This is a genomic window from Rothia sp. SCPM-O-B-18226 (M350), from assembly GCF_058213595.1.
On sequence record NZ_JBYQJS010000004.1, the window covers coordinates 148,714 to 166,688 of the forward strand.

8 protein-coding genes are annotated in these 17,975 nt (G+C 62.9%); 5 read left to right on the forward strand and 3 right to left on the reverse strand.

What is annotated here, in order from left to right:
* Nucleotides 1-59: 59 nt before the first annotated feature.
* The 4 genes from AC3E6W_RS07475 to AC3E6W_RS07490 all read left to right on the forward strand — a co-directional run bounded on the left by AC3E6W_RS07475 (nucleotide 60) and on the right by AC3E6W_RS07490 (nucleotide 12,945).
* Nucleotides 60-4,100, forward strand: coding sequence for a S8 family serine peptidase (locus AC3E6W_RS07475; protein ID WP_490652744.1), 4,041 nt, complete (start codon nucleotides 60-62; stop codon nucleotides 4,098-4,100).
* Nucleotides 4,101-4,345: 245 nt separating this feature from the next.
* Nucleotides 4,346-8,332, forward strand: a complete 3,987-nt coding sequence (locus tag AC3E6W_RS07480) for a S8 family serine peptidase (protein ID WP_490652745.1) — start codon at nucleotides 4,346-4,348, stop codon at nucleotides 8,330-8,332.
* A gap of 339 nt (nucleotides 8,333-8,671) precedes the next feature.
* Complete coding sequence (locus AC3E6W_RS07485; protein WP_490652746.1) at nucleotides 8,672-12,709, forward strand: S8 family serine peptidase; 4,038 nt, start codon at nucleotides 8,672-8,674, stop codon at nucleotides 12,707-12,709.
* A 95-nt stretch (nucleotides 12,710-12,804) separates the two neighbouring features.
* On the forward strand, nucleotides 12,805-12,945 hold the full coding sequence (locus AC3E6W_RS07490) for a hypothetical protein (RefSeq protein WP_161799349.1): 141 nt from the start codon (nucleotides 12,805-12,807) through the stop codon (nucleotides 12,943-12,945).
* Nucleotides 12,946-13,032: 87 nt separating this feature from the next.
* On the opposite strand, the gene AC3E6W_RS07495 is transcribed toward AC3E6W_RS07490, so the two are convergent.
* Nucleotides 13,033-13,335 carry a hypothetical protein gene (locus AC3E6W_RS07495; RefSeq protein WP_049350518.1) on the reverse strand — a complete coding sequence of 101 codons (303 nt, stop codon included), beginning with the start codon at nucleotides 13,333-13,335 and terminating at the stop codon, nucleotides 13,033-13,035.
* 288 nt (nucleotides 13,336-13,623) lie between these two features.
* On the opposite strand from AC3E6W_RS07495, the gene nadE reads away from it, so the two are divergent.
* Nucleotides 13,624-14,457: an NAD(+) synthase gene (gene nadE / locus AC3E6W_RS07500; RefSeq protein WP_490652747.1), complete on the forward strand. Its 834-nt coding sequence runs from the start codon at nucleotides 13,624-13,626 to the stop codon at nucleotides 14,455-14,457.
* 129 nt (nucleotides 14,458-14,586) lie between these two features.
* Here nadE and AC3E6W_RS07505 read toward each other — a convergent pair whose 3' ends face one another.
* Nucleotides 14,587-16,089, reverse strand: coding sequence for an MATE family efflux transporter (locus tag AC3E6W_RS07505; RefSeq protein ID WP_490647186.1), 1,503 nt, complete (start codon nucleotides 16,087-16,089; stop codon nucleotides 14,587-14,589).
* Nucleotides 16,090-16,285: 196 nt separating this feature from the next.
* Nucleotides 16,286-17,926 (reverse strand): Na+/H+ antiporter, encoded by a 1,641-nt coding sequence (locus AC3E6W_RS07510; protein WP_490647187.1) that lies wholly within the window; start codon nucleotides 17,924-17,926, stop codon nucleotides 16,286-16,288.
* Nucleotides 17,927-17,975: the final 49 nt, after the last annotated feature.

Sequence of the window (17,975 nt, forward strand, 5' to 3'; positions counted from 1 at the left end):
CCGCACCATATTCACAAACGCCTCCCAGAAACACCACGGGAGCCAAGCAAAGGAGCACCGTGACCACCACCGACTCCCCCACCCCGCGTGCACCACGTCGGCGCACGCAGACCCGCCGCAGGGTCTACAGCGGCGTCCTCACCCTCAGCATGGCGCTGAGCCCCCTGGCCGCACTCGGCGGCACCGCCCAGGCCGCCGAAGACCCCGACGCAATCAAGCAGCAGGTCATCAGTGACAGCATGAAGAACGCCAGCGGCACCGTCACCGCCTTCGTCCGCTTCAAGGGTAAGGGCGCCTTTGAACAGACCCAGCCCGCAGGCGTACGCGCCGGCGTGCAGGCACCCGTCAACACCAGCTCGCAGGTGCAGGCAATCGCCTCCCAGGTGCAGAGCCAGGCACAGCAGGTCAGCAGCCAGTCCGGCGCACAGGTCCTCTACACCACCCACAACGCGGTACGCGGCGTGGCAGTGCGCGGTGACGCCGAGTCCATCAAGGCACTCGCCAACCGCTCCGACGTAGAGAAAATCTCGCCCATCCTGCCCAAGTACCGCCAGAACGCGGGCGCCGCCATTGATGCAGGCTCCCTCGCCACCTGGACCGGCACCACCAACCCCGCCGGCGCGGGCGGATACACCGGCAAGGGCGTGAAGATCGCCGTCATCGACTCCGGCATCGACTACACCCACACCGACTTCGGCGGTAGCGGCAAGCTCGAAGACTACGAGAAGGCATCCAAGCTCACCGAGCTGCCCTCCGCAGACTCCGGACTCATCAACCGCACCAAGGTTGCTGGCGGCTACGACCTCGTCGGTGACGCCTACGACGGCACCAACACCGCAACCCCCGACGGCAACCCGCTCGACTGCACCACCGGCGGCCACGGCACCCACGTGGCGGGCACCGCGGCAGGCTACGGTGTGAACGCCGACGGCACCACCTTCACCGGCGACTACAGCAAGCTCACCGCAGAGCAGCTCAAGACCATGAAGATCGGCCCCGGCGTCGCCCCCGACGCTGAAATCTACGCCTTCCGCGTCTTCGGCTGCAGCGGCAGCACCAACGTCGTTATTGAGGCGCTCGACCGTGCCCTCGACCCCAACGGTGACGGCGACTTCTCCGACCGCGTGAACGTGGTCAACATGTCCCTCGGCGGCGAATTCTCCCCGCAGGACGACCCCGAAGCCTACGCCGTTGACGCGCTCACCCGCGCCGGCGTGCTCTCCGTGATCTCCGCAGGTAACGCCAACGACTACAGCCTGCGCGGCGACACCTACTCCAACTCCGGTCACCCCGCCACCGCAGCCAGCGCAATCACCGTAGCTAACGCCTACGGCTCCACCCGCGCCGTCGATGCGGCAGAGCTGACCGACCCCGCCACCGGCACCACCCGCAAGGTACGCGGCGACTACAGCGTCTCCTACCCCTGGGCACAGGCGGGCACCAAGGAATTCACCGGTGAACTCACCGCAATCTCCGAGAACAACCGCTACGCCTGCAACGCCCTCAGCGCCGACGAAGCGGCAGCTGTAAAGGGCAAGTGGGTGCTCATCGACTGGGCCGAAGCCGACGGTAACCTCGCCTGCGGCTCCAAGGTGCGCTTCGACAACCTGCAGGCCGCAGGCGCCAAGGGCGTGCTGCTCGCCGGTCACGACGAGGAGCCCGGCCTGGGCATCGCCGGTAACGAGACCCTGCCCGGCTTCCGCCTGGCAGCCTCCGCCGCCAAGGACCTGCGCGCGCAGATTACCGCGGCAGAAGCGGCCGGCAAGCCCCTGACCGTGCGCCTCGGCAACGATCTGAAGGCATCCCTGCGCGTGGACACCGGCCTCAAGGATCAGCTGAACCCCATGAGCGCCCGCGGCTTCCACGGCAGCTACGGCTACACCAAGCCCGACATTGCGGCGCCCGGTTCGTACATCACCTCCGCGGCAGTGGCGACCGGTAACGGCTCCGTGACCTTCAGCGGCACCTCCATGGCCGCCCCCTACGTGACCGGCTCCGCGGCCCTGGTCATTCAGAGCCACCCGAGCTACACCCCCGCACAGGTCAAGTCGGCCCTCGTTAACACCGCAACCCATGATGTGCGCACCGAATCCGGTGACGTCTACGCGGTGGACCGCGTGGGTGCCGGACGCGTGGACACCCTCGCGGCCGTGCAGTCGAAGTCCCTGGCCTACAACGCCCAGAGCCCGAACACGACCTCGGTGAGCTTCGGCGTGCTCGAGTACGCCCCGGATGCCGGCGTTCAGACCCTCACCCGCGAGGTGACGGTGGAGAACACCGATTCCGCTGCGCACACCTACGCGCTGTCCTACGCCCCCAGCACCAATATTCCCGGAGTGGAATACTCGTTCCCCGAGTCCGTGACGCTGGCACCCGGTGAAACCAAGAACTTCACCCTGAGCGTGCGCATCGACCCGTCCAAGCTGGAAAAGACCCGCGACCCCGCGGCAGACGTCACCCAGAACGCGACCGACTACTACACCGGCGTTGAAACCGTGCCGGCGCAGTACCGCCAGTACATCGCCAGCGCCTCCGGCCGACTCGTTCTCACCGAGGACAACGGCCAGAACCTGCGCGTGCCCATCCACGTGGCACCCAAATCCGTCAGCACCATGCACGCCGCCGACCGCACCCTGACCTTCTCTCAGAAGCCCTCTAGCGAAGAGGCTCAGAAGGCAGACACCGGCTGGCAGAAGACCCCCGTCGCCCTCAAGGGCACCGAGGTCAACCAGGGCGGCTACCGCTCCCTGCTCGGCGCCTTCGAGTACGGTGCGAGCGTGGACCGCGTGGCCCCCACCTCCCTGTCGCTGAACAGCAACGTCAAGGCGAACCTGCAGTACGTGGGTGCTTCCTCGGATGCTCCCGCGCTGAAGGCAGCCGGCGGCAACGCTGATGACGGCACCCTGCGCTTCGGCATCTCCACCTGGGCGAACTGGGATGTTGTCTCCTATGAGAACACCTTCACCGTGGAGATTGATACCGACGGCAATAACCGCGCCGACTACAAGCTGGTCACCGACCGCGCCAAGGGCCTGGACTTCCCGCTGGTTCGCCTCTACGGCTACAAGAACGGTAGCCTCGTCGAGCTCGCCTACTACCCGCTCAACGGCGCCTGGGGCGATACGGACACCAACATGATGGACACCAACACCCTCGTGATGGGTGCACCCCTCAAGGACCTGGGCCTGACCAGCGCCAACAACCCGGACATCCAGTACCGCGTCAGCGCCACCACCCAGTACGAGTGGGGCAACGTCAGCGAAACCGGCTGGATCAAGTACCGCCCCTTCAGCCCCAAGCTGTGGTTCAGCGGCGACTCCTCCTCCGTGGCAGGCCTCTTCCCGGACGCCCCCGGTAGCTCCCTTGAGGCGCACCGCTCCGCCGACGCCCTCCCCGCGCTCGGCGAATCCGGTACCCCCGCAAAGGCACTGCTGTTGCACCTGCACAACGGCACCGGCGACCTCTCGGGCGTGAACGGCGCAACCGGCGACCGCGCCGAGGTGCTGAACGTCAAGGAGCAGCAGGACGAGTACATCACCCCGTCCCGCTTCACCGACGTGAAGAGCGGCGACCAGTTCTACACCGAAATCTCGTGGCTGGCTCAGCGTCGCATCACCACCGGCTACCCGGACGGCACCTACCGCCCGCTGGAGTCCGTTGAGCGCGGCGCGATGGCGGCGTTCTTCTACCGCATGGCAGGCTCGCCGCAGTTCACTGCCCCGAGCACGCCCAGCTTCTCGGATGTGCCGACCACCCATCCCTTCTACAAGGAGATTGAGTGGATGAAGGCCCGCGGCATCACGACCGGCTGGTCGGACGGCACGTTCCGCCCGAACGCACCGGTCAACCGCGATGCGATGGCGGCGTTCTTCTACCGCTACGCCGGCTCGCCGCACGTTGATCTGCCCGTGACCAGCCCGTTCAAGGATGTGCCCGCCGATAGCCAGTTCTATCGCGAAATCACCTGGCTGGCCTCAACCGGCATCAGCACCGGTTGGCCCGACGGCACCTACCGCCCGGTGACCCCCATCGCCCGCGATGCGATGGCGGCGTTCATCTACCGCTACAGCGAGAAGGTGGCGAACCTCGCCGGACGCTAGACGGTAGCTAACCGGTAGCAAACGGTTCGGGTCCTCTCCCACCTCCTGCATGGGGTGGGAGGGGTACCCGGAACCGGCAGGGTCCGGGGCCTGAAAATCCCGGAACCTCTCAAGTTTTGGTGGCGGTTTCACCGGCGGATGCACTCACTCGTCGTCTGCCGGTGGGGCCGCCTCCGCGTATCACCGATACACAACCACAGAGCACACAGCACTATCGAAAAATAGAAAATCCGAAGGAGGATTCCATGACAACGCCTCATGCGCCACGCCGCAGAATGAAGGCTGTCGGTGCGACCGGTTTGAGTGCGGCCCTCGCCCTTACTCTCGGCGTTCCCGCCACTTTCTCTGCAGCTCACGCTCAGAGCCCCCAGCAGGTCGAAGGAAGCACTGCGAGCGCATCCGGTGACGCTGCCTCGCGTATCAGCCCGGGCCTGCAGAAGGCTGAAGGCCAGGTCACCGTGTATGTTCAGTTCAAGGGCAAGGGCGCGTATGAGCAAACCCAGTCCGCGGCTGTTCTGGCACGTAAGGAGGCGCCGGCGAACCGTCAGGCGCAGGTGCAGGCTATTGCAGCTCAGGTGCAGTCGCAGGCTCAGTCTGTGGCGGCTGCTTCTGGCGCGAAGCTGATGTACACCACGCATAATGCGATGCGTGGTGCGGCGATTACTGGTGATGCTGCGCAGATTCGTGCGTTGGCGGAGCGCCCGGATGTGGAGCGTATTTCGCCGATTATCGCGAAGGAGCGTATGAACTCCGGTAGCGAGATTGATACGAAAACTCTTGCCACGTGGACTCGTGAGAATACGGGGTACACGGGTAAGGGCGTGAAGATTGCGATCGTCGACTCGGGTGTGGACTACACTCACGCCGACTTTGGCGGCCCCGGAACCGTGGACGCCTATCTGAAGGCCAAGGCCATGACGGAGCTTCCGTCCGCTGATTCGGGTCTGATTGATCGTAATAAGTTCATTGGCGGCATTGACCTGGTCGGTGATGACTACAATGCGTCGGTGGCTGAGAAGTCGACTCCGCAGCCGGATAATAACCCGCTGGATTGCCGCCCGGATGGTTTCGGTTCTGGCGGTCACGGCACGCACGTGGCGGGTACTGCCGCCGGTTACGGTGTGACGGCGAACGGTACGACTTACCGTGGCGATTACAAGAACCTGACGGAGGAGCAGCTGAAGGGCATGTCTATTGGCCCCGGTACTGCTCCTGATGCTCAGATCCTGGCGATTCGTGTATTCGGTTGCTACGGCAATTCGAGTGTTGTGATGAAGGCGCTCGATACCGTGATGGACCCGAATGGTGACGGTGATTTCTCTGACCGCGCCGACATTGTGAACCTGTCTCTCGGTGGCGAGTTCGCCCCGGCTGACGACCCTGAGTCGTACATGATTAATACGATGGCGCGCCAGGGTGTGTTCACTGTGGCTGCTGCCGGTAACGCCAATAACTACAACGGTGTGGGTGACACCTACTCCGATTCGGGTAGCCCCGCGAATGCGGCTGCGGCGCTGTCGGTGGCGAACGCCTACGGTTCGACTCAGCCGATTGACCGTGCCCGCGTGACCACGAAGACTGGTTTGGAGTGGTTGCAGGGTGATTACTCGGTAAACTTCGATTATTCGAAGGCGTCCGCTGATCAGCTGCGCGGCGAGGTTGTTGCCGCACCGAAGCGTAACCGTTACGCTTGCGAGGCTTTCACTGCTGAAGAGGCGAAGGCTTTGAAGGGTAAGTGGGTTTACTTCGAGTGGGATCAGGACGACTTGTCGTTCCCGTGCGGTTCGAAGATGCGTTTCGATAACGTTCAGGCTGCCGGCGGTGTTGGCGTGGTGATGGCCGGTAAGGCTGAGCGCTACACGATCGGCATTGGCGGTAATGCGACCATTCCGGGTCTGCGTCTGACTGCTTCTTCGACGAAGGACCTGGAGAAGGCTCTGGCTGCCGGTCCGGTGACCGTTGAGATGAACCTGGACTACAAGGCTTCGGGCCGCGGTCCTCACTCGCACGCTTTTGATTTGAATTCCTCGAGCGCTCGCGGTCAGCACGGTTCTGATGGCTTCATTAAGCCTGACCTTGCGGCACCGGGTACTGAGATTGTGTCTGCCGCTGTGGGTACGGGTAATAAGGGTGTTTCCTTCACCGGTACCTCCATGGCAACCCCGCACGTGACCGGTATCGCCGCCCTCGTGATGCAGGCGCATCAGGATTACAACCCGCAGATGATTAAGGCTGCGCTGATGAACGGCGCGTCCACCCCGATCAAGAATGAGCAGGGTGCGCAGTACGCGGTGGATCGTGTGGGTACGGGCATGGTGAATGCTCGCGCTGCCGTGGACGCGAAGGTCATTGCGTACGATGCGAAGACCCCCGAGCGTGTTTCGACCGCGTTTGGTGTGCTGGAGTACACCCCCGATTCGGGTATTCAGACTGTTCAGCGTGAAATCGTTCTGGACAACACCGATTCGCAGGCTCACACCTACACTCTGAGCTACGAGGCAAGCACGACCATCCCGGGTGTGGAGTACTCCTACCCGCAGCAGGTGAGCGTGGGTGCCGGTGAGCGTAAGAACGTGACCGTGACCGTACGCATCGACCCCTCCAAGCTTGAGAAGACCATGGACCCGGCGATGAGCGCCGACCAGGTCGCTCAGGACTGGACGACCGGTAAGACTCTGATTGCCGGTAAGCGCCAGTACATTGCGAGCGCTTCTGGTCGCCTGATTTTCTCTGAGAATGGCCGCGAGGCGATCCGCCAGTCGATTCACGTGGCACCGAAGCCTGTCTCGAAGATGCGTGTTGATGCGTCCCGTATTGATTACAAGGGCATCGCCGATAAGGAGTCCACGGTGACTCTGCGCGGTACGACCCTGAACCAGGGCGGTTACCGTTCGCTGCTGGGTGCGTTTGAGCTGGGTGCGGTCAGCGGCCGTATTCCGACCGGTCAGCTGAAGCTGCCGTCGAACCAGGCTGTTGACCTGCAGTATGTGGGTGCCGCCTCGGACGCACCGGCGTTGAAGGCTGCCGGCAAGAACCCGAACGATGGTTCTCTGTTCTTCGGTATTTCGACCTGGGGCACCTGGGACAGCATGCACTGGGGCCGTCAGGTACAGGTGCAGATTGACACCACCGGCGATTCGAAGGCCGACTACACGCTCGAGGTGACCCGAGAGAAGGGCCTGGACTACCCGCTGGTGAAGGTCTGGTCCATCTCCGGTAACGCATCCACCGTGGTGGCTCGCTACCCGCTGAACAGTGCCTGGGGCGACACCGACACCAACATCATGGACACCAACACCATGATTCTGGGTGTGCCGCTGAAGGACCTGGGCCTGACCGCTGAGAAGGCTCAGAGCATCAAGTACACGGTGCAGACTGACACCTGGTACAACGAGGGTAACTCCTACGTCGATGCGACGGATGCGATCACCTTCTCCCCGTTCAACCCCGGTGTGTGGTTCACCGGTGAGGAGTCGGGTGTGCCCGGCCTGTTCGTGGATCGTGACGGCGGTCAGCTGACCGTTCACCGCAAGAACAACAACAAGGAGCGTCAGGCTCTGTTCCTGCACATGCACAACGCGACCGGTGACCTGAGCGGCCGTAAGACCGCTAACGGTGTTGCCGCTGGCGACCGTGCACAGGTCGTGAAGGTGGCTCGCACCATCCACGATGCACGCTTCACCGACGTTCCGGCGGATAACCAGTTCTACCGTGAAATCACGTGGATTGCCTCGCACCAGATTGACCGCGGCTACCCGGACGGCACCTTCCGCCCGCTGAACAACATGGACCGTGCCACCATGGCCGCGTACTTCTACCGCATGAGCGGCTCGCCGCAGTTCACCGCCCCGAGTACGCCCAGCTTCAAGGACGTTCCACTCAACCACCCCTACTACAAGGAGATTGAGTGGATGAAGGCCCAGGGCATCACGACCGGCTGGTCGGACGGCACGTTCCGCCCCGATTCCTCGGTGAACCGTGACTCGATGGCCGCGTTCTTCTACCGTTACGCCGGCTCGCCCGCGTACGAGGCTCCCGCCCAGGCCCGTTTCACGGATGTTTCGACGGATAACCTGTTCTACCGCGAGATCAGCTGGCTGGCCTCGCAGGGCGTGACCACCGGCTGGCCCGATGGTTCGTTCCGCCCCGTGGAGCCGGTGCACCGCGACGCTATGGCGGCGTTCGTGTTCCGCTACAGCACGAGTGTGCTGGGGTACAGCGCCGACCAGTAGTGAGGCCCGGCTGACCGGCTCACCGCGTAGGCAGGGGTGCCGCCCCGGCTGAGGTGCCGGTGAGTCACGGCTGGTTCCGGTCAGCGGCTAATTCTGGTCAGCGACTGATTCCGGTCAAGGGCGAGGGGGTCGTACCGCGCGCAGCAATGCTGCCCGGTACGGCCCCCTCGCCGTTGTTACGTTCCGCACCGCGGTGTTTCACGAGTCTGACTAGGTTAAACACCCCTCTCCTTGAGACAATGGTGAGGGTTCTTTCAGCGCCCGCTTGAACCCCGTCGTTGAAGCACGGGCCGAAGACCCCTAGAAACACACCATTACAAGAGAATCAAGGAGCATTCAGTGGCTATTCTCCCTGAAGCTACCCCCGCTCCGAAGGGTTCGCGGCCACCGCGAGGACTTCGGCGCGTAGCCCGCGGCTGCGGCGCCCTAGTGCTGGGCCTGACCCTCGGGCTGACTTCCCTACCCTACGGAACCCAGGCGTACGCCGCACCCGGCGTGGTGCGCGGTGACGTGGATGCGCCGCGTAGCGCATCCGCCGAGACGCCGAACCCGACCGAGGTGCTCTCCCCCAGCCTGGACGGCGCAACCGGCGAACGCGCCGTGTTCGTCCGATTCAAGGGTCAGGGCGCATACGCCCAGACCCAGCCGGACGCGGTCCGCTCCCGCGCGCAGGCACCCGTGAACGCGCAGGCGCAGGTGCAGGCGATTCGTGCCAGCGTGCAGCAGCAGGGCGCCTCCGCCGCGAAGGAGTCCGGCGCGCAGGTTCTGTACACCACCCACAACACGATGCGCGGCGTGGCGCTCTACGGTAACGTCGAGCAGATTCGCGCGCTGGCGAACCGTTCCGATGTTGAGCGCATCAGCATCATTGAGGACATGGCGCCGCAGAACACCGGTTCCGTGCTCGATACCGACACGCTCTCCGTGTGGGCTCAGCAGCACGCGCAGAACACCGCCTCCACCGGCTACACCGGTAAGGGCGTGAAGATTGTGGTGCTCGATACCGGCATCGACTACACTCACGCCGATTTGGGCGGCCCCGGCACTAAGGAGGCCTACGAGAAGGCAAAAGCCTCCGACACGATTCCCGAGGGCACCTACGACCCGAAGAAGTTCCTGGGCGGCTACGACCTGGTCGGTGACGACTACAACTCCGCTAAGAAGGAGACCTCCACTCCCCACCCGGACGCGAACCCGCTGGACTGCGGCGGCCACGGTAGCCATGTGGCCGGTACCGCGGCGGGTTACGGCGTGAACGCGGACGGCTCGACCTTCCGCGGCGACTACTCCAAGCTCACCGAGGAGCAGCTCAAGGACATGAAGATCGGCCCGGGCTCCGCACCGGAGGCCCAGCTGATTGGCCTGCGCATCTTCGGTTGTAAGGGCACCACCGCGTTCGTCCCCAAGGGCCTGGACCGTGTGCTCGACCCCAACGACGACGGCGACTTCTCCGACCGCGCCGACATCGCGAACCTGTCGCTGGGCAACGAGTTCGGCGTGTTCGACGAGACCGTGAACTACGCGGTCGGTTCCCTCTACCGCGAGGGCATCCTCTCCGTGGTTGCGGCGGGTAACGCCAACAACTACAACGCCGTGGGTGACACCTACTCCAACTCGGGCGGCCCCGGCACCAGCACCTACAGCCTGACCGTGGCGAACTCCATCGGCTCGACCCAGATGGCTGACCGCGTGAAGATCCTCTCCCCCGCGAACGAGGCGGACACCTACGGCGACTACTCGGTGAGCTTCGACTACTCGAAGGCGACCGAGGAGCAGCTGCGCGGCACCGTGGTGCGTGCCGCAACCCGCAACCGCTACGCGTGCGAGGCCTTCACCGAGGAGGAGGCCGCGGCGCTGAAGGGCAAGTGGGCCCTCATCGACTGGGCTGAGGCCGACGGCACCGCCCCCTGCGGTTCGCGCGTGCGCTTCGATAACCTGCAGGCGGCGGGCGCAACCGGCGTGGTCATCGCCTCCGACACGGAGGTGGGCGACACCGCTATCGGCGGCAACTCCGCTATTCCGGGCGTGCGTCTGGCCAAGAGCCAGGTGGAGCGCCTCTCCTCCCAGATTGATTCGGGCAACCTGACCCTGCAGCTCGGCGAGAACCTGCGCGAGTCGATTCGCGTGCAGAACGGCAAGCTGGATCAGGCGAACACCTCGACCGCGCGCGGTATGCACGGCTCGCACGGCATCACGAAGCCGGACGTTGCGGCACCGGGCACAAACATTTCCTCTATCCTGGTTGGCGGCGGTACCGAGGCAACCGTAAAGACCGGTACGTCCATGTCCACGCCGTTCGTGGCGGGTGTTGCGGCGCTGATTATGCAGGCGCACCCGGAGTACGGCCCGCGCATGATTAAGACCGCCATCATGAACACCGCCGACCACCGGATGCAGGACGCCTGGGGCAACCCCTACGCGGTGGACCGCGTGGGTACCGGCCGCATCAACACGCGTGCGGCGGTGGCCGACCGCGTCATGCTGTTCAACGCCGCCCGCCCCGAGCAGGTTTCGGATACCTTCGGCGTGGTTGAGTACACCCCGAACGCCGGCGTGCAGACCCTGCAGCACCGCGTGAGCGTTGAGAACACCGATTCGGTCGCGCACAGCTACACCCTGAACTATGAGGGCAGCACGAGCATCCCGGGTGTGGAGTTCTCCTACCCGCAGTCGGTATCGGTGGGTGCCGGCCAAACCGCCACGTTCACCGTGACGGTGCGCATCGACCCGTCGAAGCTTGAGAAGACCATCGACCCCTCGATGTACCCGACCCAGGATTCGCTGAACTACTCGACCGGCATGGTGACCATTTCGGGTGCCCGCCAGTACATTGCGAGCGCTTCGGGCCGCCTGATCCTGACCGATGCTGATTCCTCGGCCGCGGTGAAGACCCTGCGTATGCCCCTGCACGTGGCCCCGAAGCCGGTGAGCGCGCTGCGCGTGGCCGGTGCGGATATCCACTTCGATTCGAACGGCGCCGGTGCGCTGGAGCAGCGCCTGTCCGTTGAGGGCACCGCCGTGAACCAGGGCGGTTACCGCTCCCTGCTGGGTGCCTTCGAGCTGGGCGCTTCGAGCCCGCGCATCCCGACCGCGAAGCTGGGTGTGGGTTCGGATTCCCGCATGGACCTGCAGTACGTGGGTGCCACCTCGAACGTGGCGGCGTTGAAGGCTGCCGGCGAGGACACCTCGCAGGCGCAGCTGTCCTTCGGTATTTCGACCTGGGGTAACTGGTCGGAGGTGACCCCGCGCGGCACCTACTACGTCTTCATCGACACCGATAAGGATGGCACGACCGATTACCGCCTGCAGACGGTGCGCGAGAAGGGCCTGGACTACCCGCTCGTGAAGGTTTCGCAGCGCGGCCTGGACGGTAAGTGGCACGCAATCGCCAACGCCCTGTACCCGCTGAACGGCACCTGGGGCGATACCGATACGAACATCATGGATTCGAACACCCTGGTGATGAGTGTTCCGCTGAGTGTTCTGGGCCTGGACCCCGAGGCTGAGTCGACCGAGATTTCGTACTCGGTGACCACCGCGAGCGCCTTCTCCGCTACGACCGTGGTGGATACGACCGAGTCGGTGTCGTTCAACTACGCCACCCCGGCGCTGTGGTTCAGCGGCGATTCGGCGGGCGTTCCGAACCTGTTCGTGGATGCGCCGGGCACGAACCTGGTGGCGCACCGCAGCGGTGAGGCGAAGGGCTCTGCCCTGTTCCTGCACATGCACAACGCGACCGGCGACCTGTCGGGTACGAACGGTGCGGCCGGTGAGCGTGCGCAGGTTCTGCGCGTGTCGTCGTCTTCCGAGGCTCCCGCCGAGAGTGCGCATTTCAAGGATGTTCCGGCGGATTACCCGTTCGTGAACGACATTAACTGGCTGGCTCAGCGTCGCATTACGACCGGCTACCCGGATGGCACGTTCCGCCCGAACGGTTCGGTGGAGCGCGGCGCGATGGCGGCGTTCTTCTACCGCATGGCGGGTTCGCCGCAGTTCACCGCGCCGAGCACCCCGAGCTTCAAGGATGTGCCGCGCGACCACCCGTTCTACAAGGAGATTGAGTGGATGCGCGCCCGCGGCATTACGACCGGCTGGTCTGACGGTACGTTCCGCCCGAATGATGCGGTGAACCGTGACGCGATGGCGGCGTTCTTCTACCGTTACGCGGGTTCGCCGGCATATTCGGCTCCTGCGGTATCGCCGTTTAGCGACGTGTCGACCGGCAGCCAGTTCTACCGCGAGATTGCGTGGTTGGCCGATCAGCGGATTACGACGGGTTGGCCGGATGGTTCGTTCCGCCCGGTTCAGCCGATTGAGCGTGGCGCGATGGCGGCGTTCTTGCACCGCTACAACGTGCGCGTGCTGAATAACCGCTAGTCGGATGCGGATGTGAGGGCCGTGTCGGGGTAGAGTTTTCTGCCCCGACACGGCTCTTTCTGTGGGCTGTTATGTCTGCGGCGTAGACTTAGGTTATGCGTGAATTACAGGTTCAGAACGGCGAGGATGAGACGCTGTCAGCTACTCGGGACGCCCTCGACCAGGAGGAGCTTCTGAACGCGGCGGCGGACTTCGTTGACCGTTATGAGAGCGTCTTTGAAAATCTAAGCCACTGATATTCCTTTGAAAGAAATACCCCCGGTGGATGCCGTACGCATCTGCCGGGGGTATTTGCTTGCCTCACTCTGCCCGAGGCGGCCTAGTTAGCGTTGGCGGGCTTCTTTACGGTTGAGCTTCTCAATGGCGGCTTCCACCTTGGACTTGCGGTGACTCAGCTTCCAGAGGCTGAAAGACTGCGTCAAGGTACTCTTGCCGATCTCCACGAGGGAAGGCAGCCCCTGCCGGATGAGTGCCTCATTGATTTCTTCCTGGGTGGCGCCCTGCTCCTTCATCTGCTCGACGAGGATGTTCGCCTCCGCTATTTTCCCGGAGGTGAGCGGGTGGTTTTCGAGGCTGGTTTCGATGTCTACGAGCTCGTCGTAGAGTTCAGTTTTTGTTTTTGCCATGGTGCTGTCTTCACCGTCCTTGGTTGACGTGTTCTGTGGCGTAGCGGGTGTGGGGGCGTTTTCCCTCATCACCGCCTGTTTTGAACGGTATTTGAACCGTACGTTCATGCTAACAGCCGCGCGGGTTGTCGCGCAGGGTTTTTACCGGTGAATACGCTGTGTATTTGCGGGCCTGGAACACCGCTGAACCCGCCGCGTGTGCCGCGCTGAGCGCACCGTGTGGAACACTACCTCGCCTCCCTCGGCGGTTCACCGCACGGGCTATAAGGTGGAGCGTACACTTAAGTCATGCGTGAATTACAGGCACAGATCATCCGTGAAATGGGCGTCAAGCCCAACATGACCGAAGAGCAGGCACGCGAAGAAGTGGAGCGCCGCATCCAGTTCATCTGCGACTACCTGGAAGCCACCGGAAGCCGCGGCCTGGTACTGGGCATCAGCGGCGGCATCGACTCCACCCTGGCGGGTCGCCTCTGCCAGCTGGCGGTCGACCGCCTCAACGAGCGCGGCCGCACCACCGAGTTCGTGGCAGTGCGCCTGCCCTACCGTGTGCAGCACGACGAAGAGGACGCGCAGGAGGCGCTACGTTTCATCCAGCCCACCCGCTCCCTGACCTTCAACATTGCGGAGGCTGTCGACGGTTTCGACACCGCCTACGCTGCCGCGACCGGCGAGCAGATGAGCGACTTCAACAAGGGTAATGTGAAGGCGCGCGCCCGCATGATCGCCCAGTATGCGGTGGCTGGCGGCCCCGGCTACCTGGTGGCGGGTACCGACCATGCGGCGGAGTCCATTACGGGTTTCTTCACGAAGTTCGGTGACGGCGGCGCGGACCTGCTGCCGCTGTACGGCCTGAATAAGCGCCAGAACCAGCTGCTGCTGCGTGTTTTGGGTGCGTCTGAGCGTCTGTGGGCTAAGCCGCCGACGGCTGACCTGCTGGACGGCGTGCCCGGCCGTACCGATGAGGATGAGCTGGGTCTGACGTACCCGCAGATTGATGACTACCTGGAGGGTAAGGAAATCGACGAGGCGGCCGCTGCGAAGCTGGAGCAGATTTACCTGCGTAGCCGCCATAAGCGCACCACTCCGGTGACGATTTTTGATTCCTGGTGGAAGAACTAGCGCTTTACCGCCGTAAAACTAACGTAAAAGCTCCGGGCTCCTATGCGGGAGTCCGGAGCTTTCGTGTAAACGCTGACTGCGTAGGTGCTCGCCGCGTAGGTGCTGGCGAGCGCTCGCGTTCAGAGGCGTTTATGCCTTCGATGCGGCGGCAGCCTGAACGTCCGAATCCTCAGAACCTTCAGTCTCAACCTCAGCTTCAGCGGGCGGTACCTTCGCGCCACCCGTGGCGAGGAACAGCACCAGGCCCAGCGCACAGGCGAGCACCTGGGTGAAGGGGAACGCCCAGGTCAGACCCTTAAATCCGAACCACATGTTGCCGAAGTACACGGCGGGGAAGAACAGCAGAGCAATACCGAGGGTCATCAGCATGGCCGGGCCGCCCTTACCGGCCGCCTGGAACCAAGACACAAACACGATACTGACCGCGTTGAACACGGCGGCGAGCATCAGCGCAACCATAATCTCCTCGCCAGTGTCGATGAGGCTTGCATCGCCAACCACGGCGAGCAGTTCACGGCGGAAAATCAGCACCGGAATGGTGATGATTGCGGAGGTCGCCACGGACAGGATCGTTGCGGTGCGCAGCGCCTCCTTCACGCGCGCGCCGTTGCGGGCACCGTACGCGTAGGCGTACAGCGGGATACCGCCCATGCACAGGCCCATGCACAGCATTTCGGGCACCATGTTCAGGCGCATTGCCAGGCCGAACGCTGCGACGGTGTCGTCACCGTAGGAGGCGGCGAGGTTGTTCAGCAGCAGGGCGGCGAAGATCAGGTTGAGGCTCTGAATGAGCTCGGCGGCACCGACCGCGACCACGGGCTTGATAATGGCGGGGTCGAGGGAGAAGTCGCGGATGTTTGCGGAGAAGTTCTCGCTCTGACGCATCAGGAACAGCAGGTAGTACAGCATGGATGCGCCGTTCGCCAGCAGCATCGCCCAACCGGCACCGGCGACGCCCATGCCCATGATGGCGATGAACAGTACGTCGAAGATGCAGGTGACGACGGTGCCGACGATGATGCCGTACATGGACTGCTTGGCGTAGCCTTCGGATCGGACGAGCTGTTCGAGGGTGAACATGCCGATAGCGAGGGGCGCGCCGAGGAACATGAGGTGCACGTAGATACGGGTCGGTTCGTAGGAGCCGCCGGATGCACCCATGATGCTGGTGATCGGGTCAGCGAGGATGAAGCCGATAGCCGCCGCGACGATACCGGCACCGAGCGCCGAGTAGAGGGCGAAGGAGGTGACGCGGTGAATTTCGTGGGCGGGCTGGCCTTCACCGAGCTTGCGGGAGGCGAGGGTTGAGGAGCCCAGGCCGAACAGGCCGGCGATTGCCATGATGACGCCGAAGACGGGCACGCCGTAGCTGGTGGCGGCGAGGTCTTCGGTGCCGCCGTAGTGGCCGACGAAGTAGGAGTTCACCACGTTGTAGATGCTGGTGATGGCGAGGCCGAGCGCCATGGGCACGCCGAGGGAGAGGAGCGCCTTGAGGATGGGGGCGTCTTTGAGCAGGTAGATGTTCTGCGGGTCTTCGCTTACGCCGTGCGGGCGGTGTCCTGCGGCGGGTGCGCTATTTTTGGGTGCTGCGCTATTTTTGGGCGCGTTGTTTTCAGTCTGGTGGGACGTCATAGGTTCCTGTGGTTCTAGTCTGTGTTGTGTCCGGTGCGCGGTAAGAAGCGTGGTCCGCACAAAAAACGGGCTAGTGTATTGTACCGTTTCCACGTAGTGGTTGGGCTAGGGGTTTAGACAAAAAAGTAACGAGGCGCCCCTCCCCGTTTAGGGGTGGGGCGCCTCGCCTCATACGTATCGCATGTAGGAGTGTGAGCTATTCGAGTTCAACCGGACCAAGCACGCGAACCTCCTCAATATCCAGGATTTCCTGAATCGCGTGGAGCACATTCGTGTCGATTATGCGCTCATTACGCAGGCGCTTGAGCACGCTGCGTTGCTTCTCCAAATGCCGCAGGCGCAGCTCTTTCTCAAGGTCGCCCGCTTCAATAATGCGGCGGGCTTCTTCCGGCGCGTTCGCACCATTTTTACGAACGGTGTGCAGGTTGCGGTACATACTCGCGTTGTACATCTGTTCGTCGGCAATGCGGTCGATAATCCACTGTGGTGCACCAATTTCCTGGCCGATCTCAGCCACAGAGTCGAAGGACTCAGCAATTATCGTGCGGATTGCTTCATTAATCTCATCTTCTTCGGTGGTATCAACCGGAATTTTCGCCCACCTAATAACGAGCGGCAGGAGCATCCCCTGAACCACCATCGACAGCAGAACCACGCCCGCAACAACAAAGATAATAAAGTCACGCGCGGGAACATCAGTCGGCACGGAGAGAGCCACCGCGAGGGAAACACCGCCGCGCAGTCCCGCAAAGGTACTCACTACACGGCCACGGAAAGTTGTGCGCAGCTGCTTCTGCTTTTCTGAACGGTCAAGGGCACGAATAATACCGATCGAGACGTGCAGGAAAATAAAACGCGCCGCAATGGAAACAAGCCATGCCACCACAATCACGGCGAACGTCAAAGCCCACGCATAGTTGTATTCACGAAGAACATTATCCACAGGCGCAGTGGCGCTGGGCAGCTGAACACCCACGAGCACGAAGAGCGCACCGTTCATGACATAGGAGACAAACGACCAGATGGGCAGACCGTAGAAACGGTTTTGGGGTTTGATGGTATCCGGTCCGCGATAGGTCAGGTAGAAAGCGGCGACCACCACAGCCACCACTCCGGAACCTTTCATGCCCTCAAAAGGCTCGATCTCTTCAGCCAAGAAGAAAGCAATAAACGGCACGGTAAACATGAACACGCTGAAGTTCATGGGGTTGCCGATGTGCGCACGCAGCTTATTCACACCCCATCCGACGGCCAGGCCAACGAGAGTTCCAATCAGGAACGAGAAGAAGAACATTCCGGATGCGGTCCCCAGGGTAAGTTCATGACCGCCCGCAAGCTGCAGGGCGAGCGCGAAAAGAACTAAGGTGGTGCCGTCGTTAATGAGTGCTTCCGCTTTGAGGGTGGTGATGGAAGATTTGGGGAGTTTGCCGTTGAGTGTTGCCACGGCCACGGCATCGGTGGGGGCGAGCGCCACACCGATAATCAGCGCCACATGCCATATGTAGACGCCCATAAATGTGTGAAGCACCCAAGCGATAACGAACGCCGTGAAAATTACGAGCACCGTGCCCGAGAGCAGGATGCCGCGCATACGGAAGCGTACCTCACGCCAAGAGGTGTTTCGGGTCTCCCAGAAGAGCATGATGGGCAGGAAGATTTCGAGAATCACGTGCGGGGGCAACCCAACCTCGCGCACCTCGTGCATGGCGTGAACGGGGATGAGCGCCAGTACAAGCCCCGTGAAAATGAGCATAATGGCGGGGGTTATCCGTATTTTATGGGCGAGGATATTACCCAGAAGAATCGCCAGCGATAGGGCAATGATAACTTCGAGCATGCTGTTCCTTTTCTTGGGCACAGGGGTACTGGACGCTCGGGTGCTGATA

Bases quoted from the DNA above. Each gene is read 5' to 3' on its own strand.
- AC3E6W_RS07495 (WP_049350518.1), bottom strand. From the start codon at position 13,335: ATGGCAAAAACAAAAACTGAACTCTACGACGAGCTCGTAGACATCGAA.
- AC3E6W_RS07490 (WP_161799349.1), top strand. From the start codon at position 12,805: ATGCGTGAATTACAGGTTCAGAACGGCGAGGATGAGACGCTGTCAGCT.
- AC3E6W_RS07510 (WP_490647187.1), bottom strand. From the start codon at position 17,926: ATGCTCGAAGTTATCATTGCCCTATCGCTGGCGATTCTTCTGGGTAAT.
- AC3E6W_RS07505 (WP_490647186.1), bottom strand. From the start codon at position 16,089: ATGACGTCCCACCAGACTGAAAACAACGCGCCCAAAAATAGCGCAGCA.
- AC3E6W_RS07480 (WP_490652745.1), top strand. From the start codon at position 4,346: ATGACAACGCCTCATGCGCCACGCCGCAGAATGAAGGCTGTCGGTGCG.
- nadE (WP_490652747.1), top strand. From the start codon at position 13,624: ATGCGTGAATTACAGGCACAGATCATCCGTGAAATGGGCGTCAAGCCC.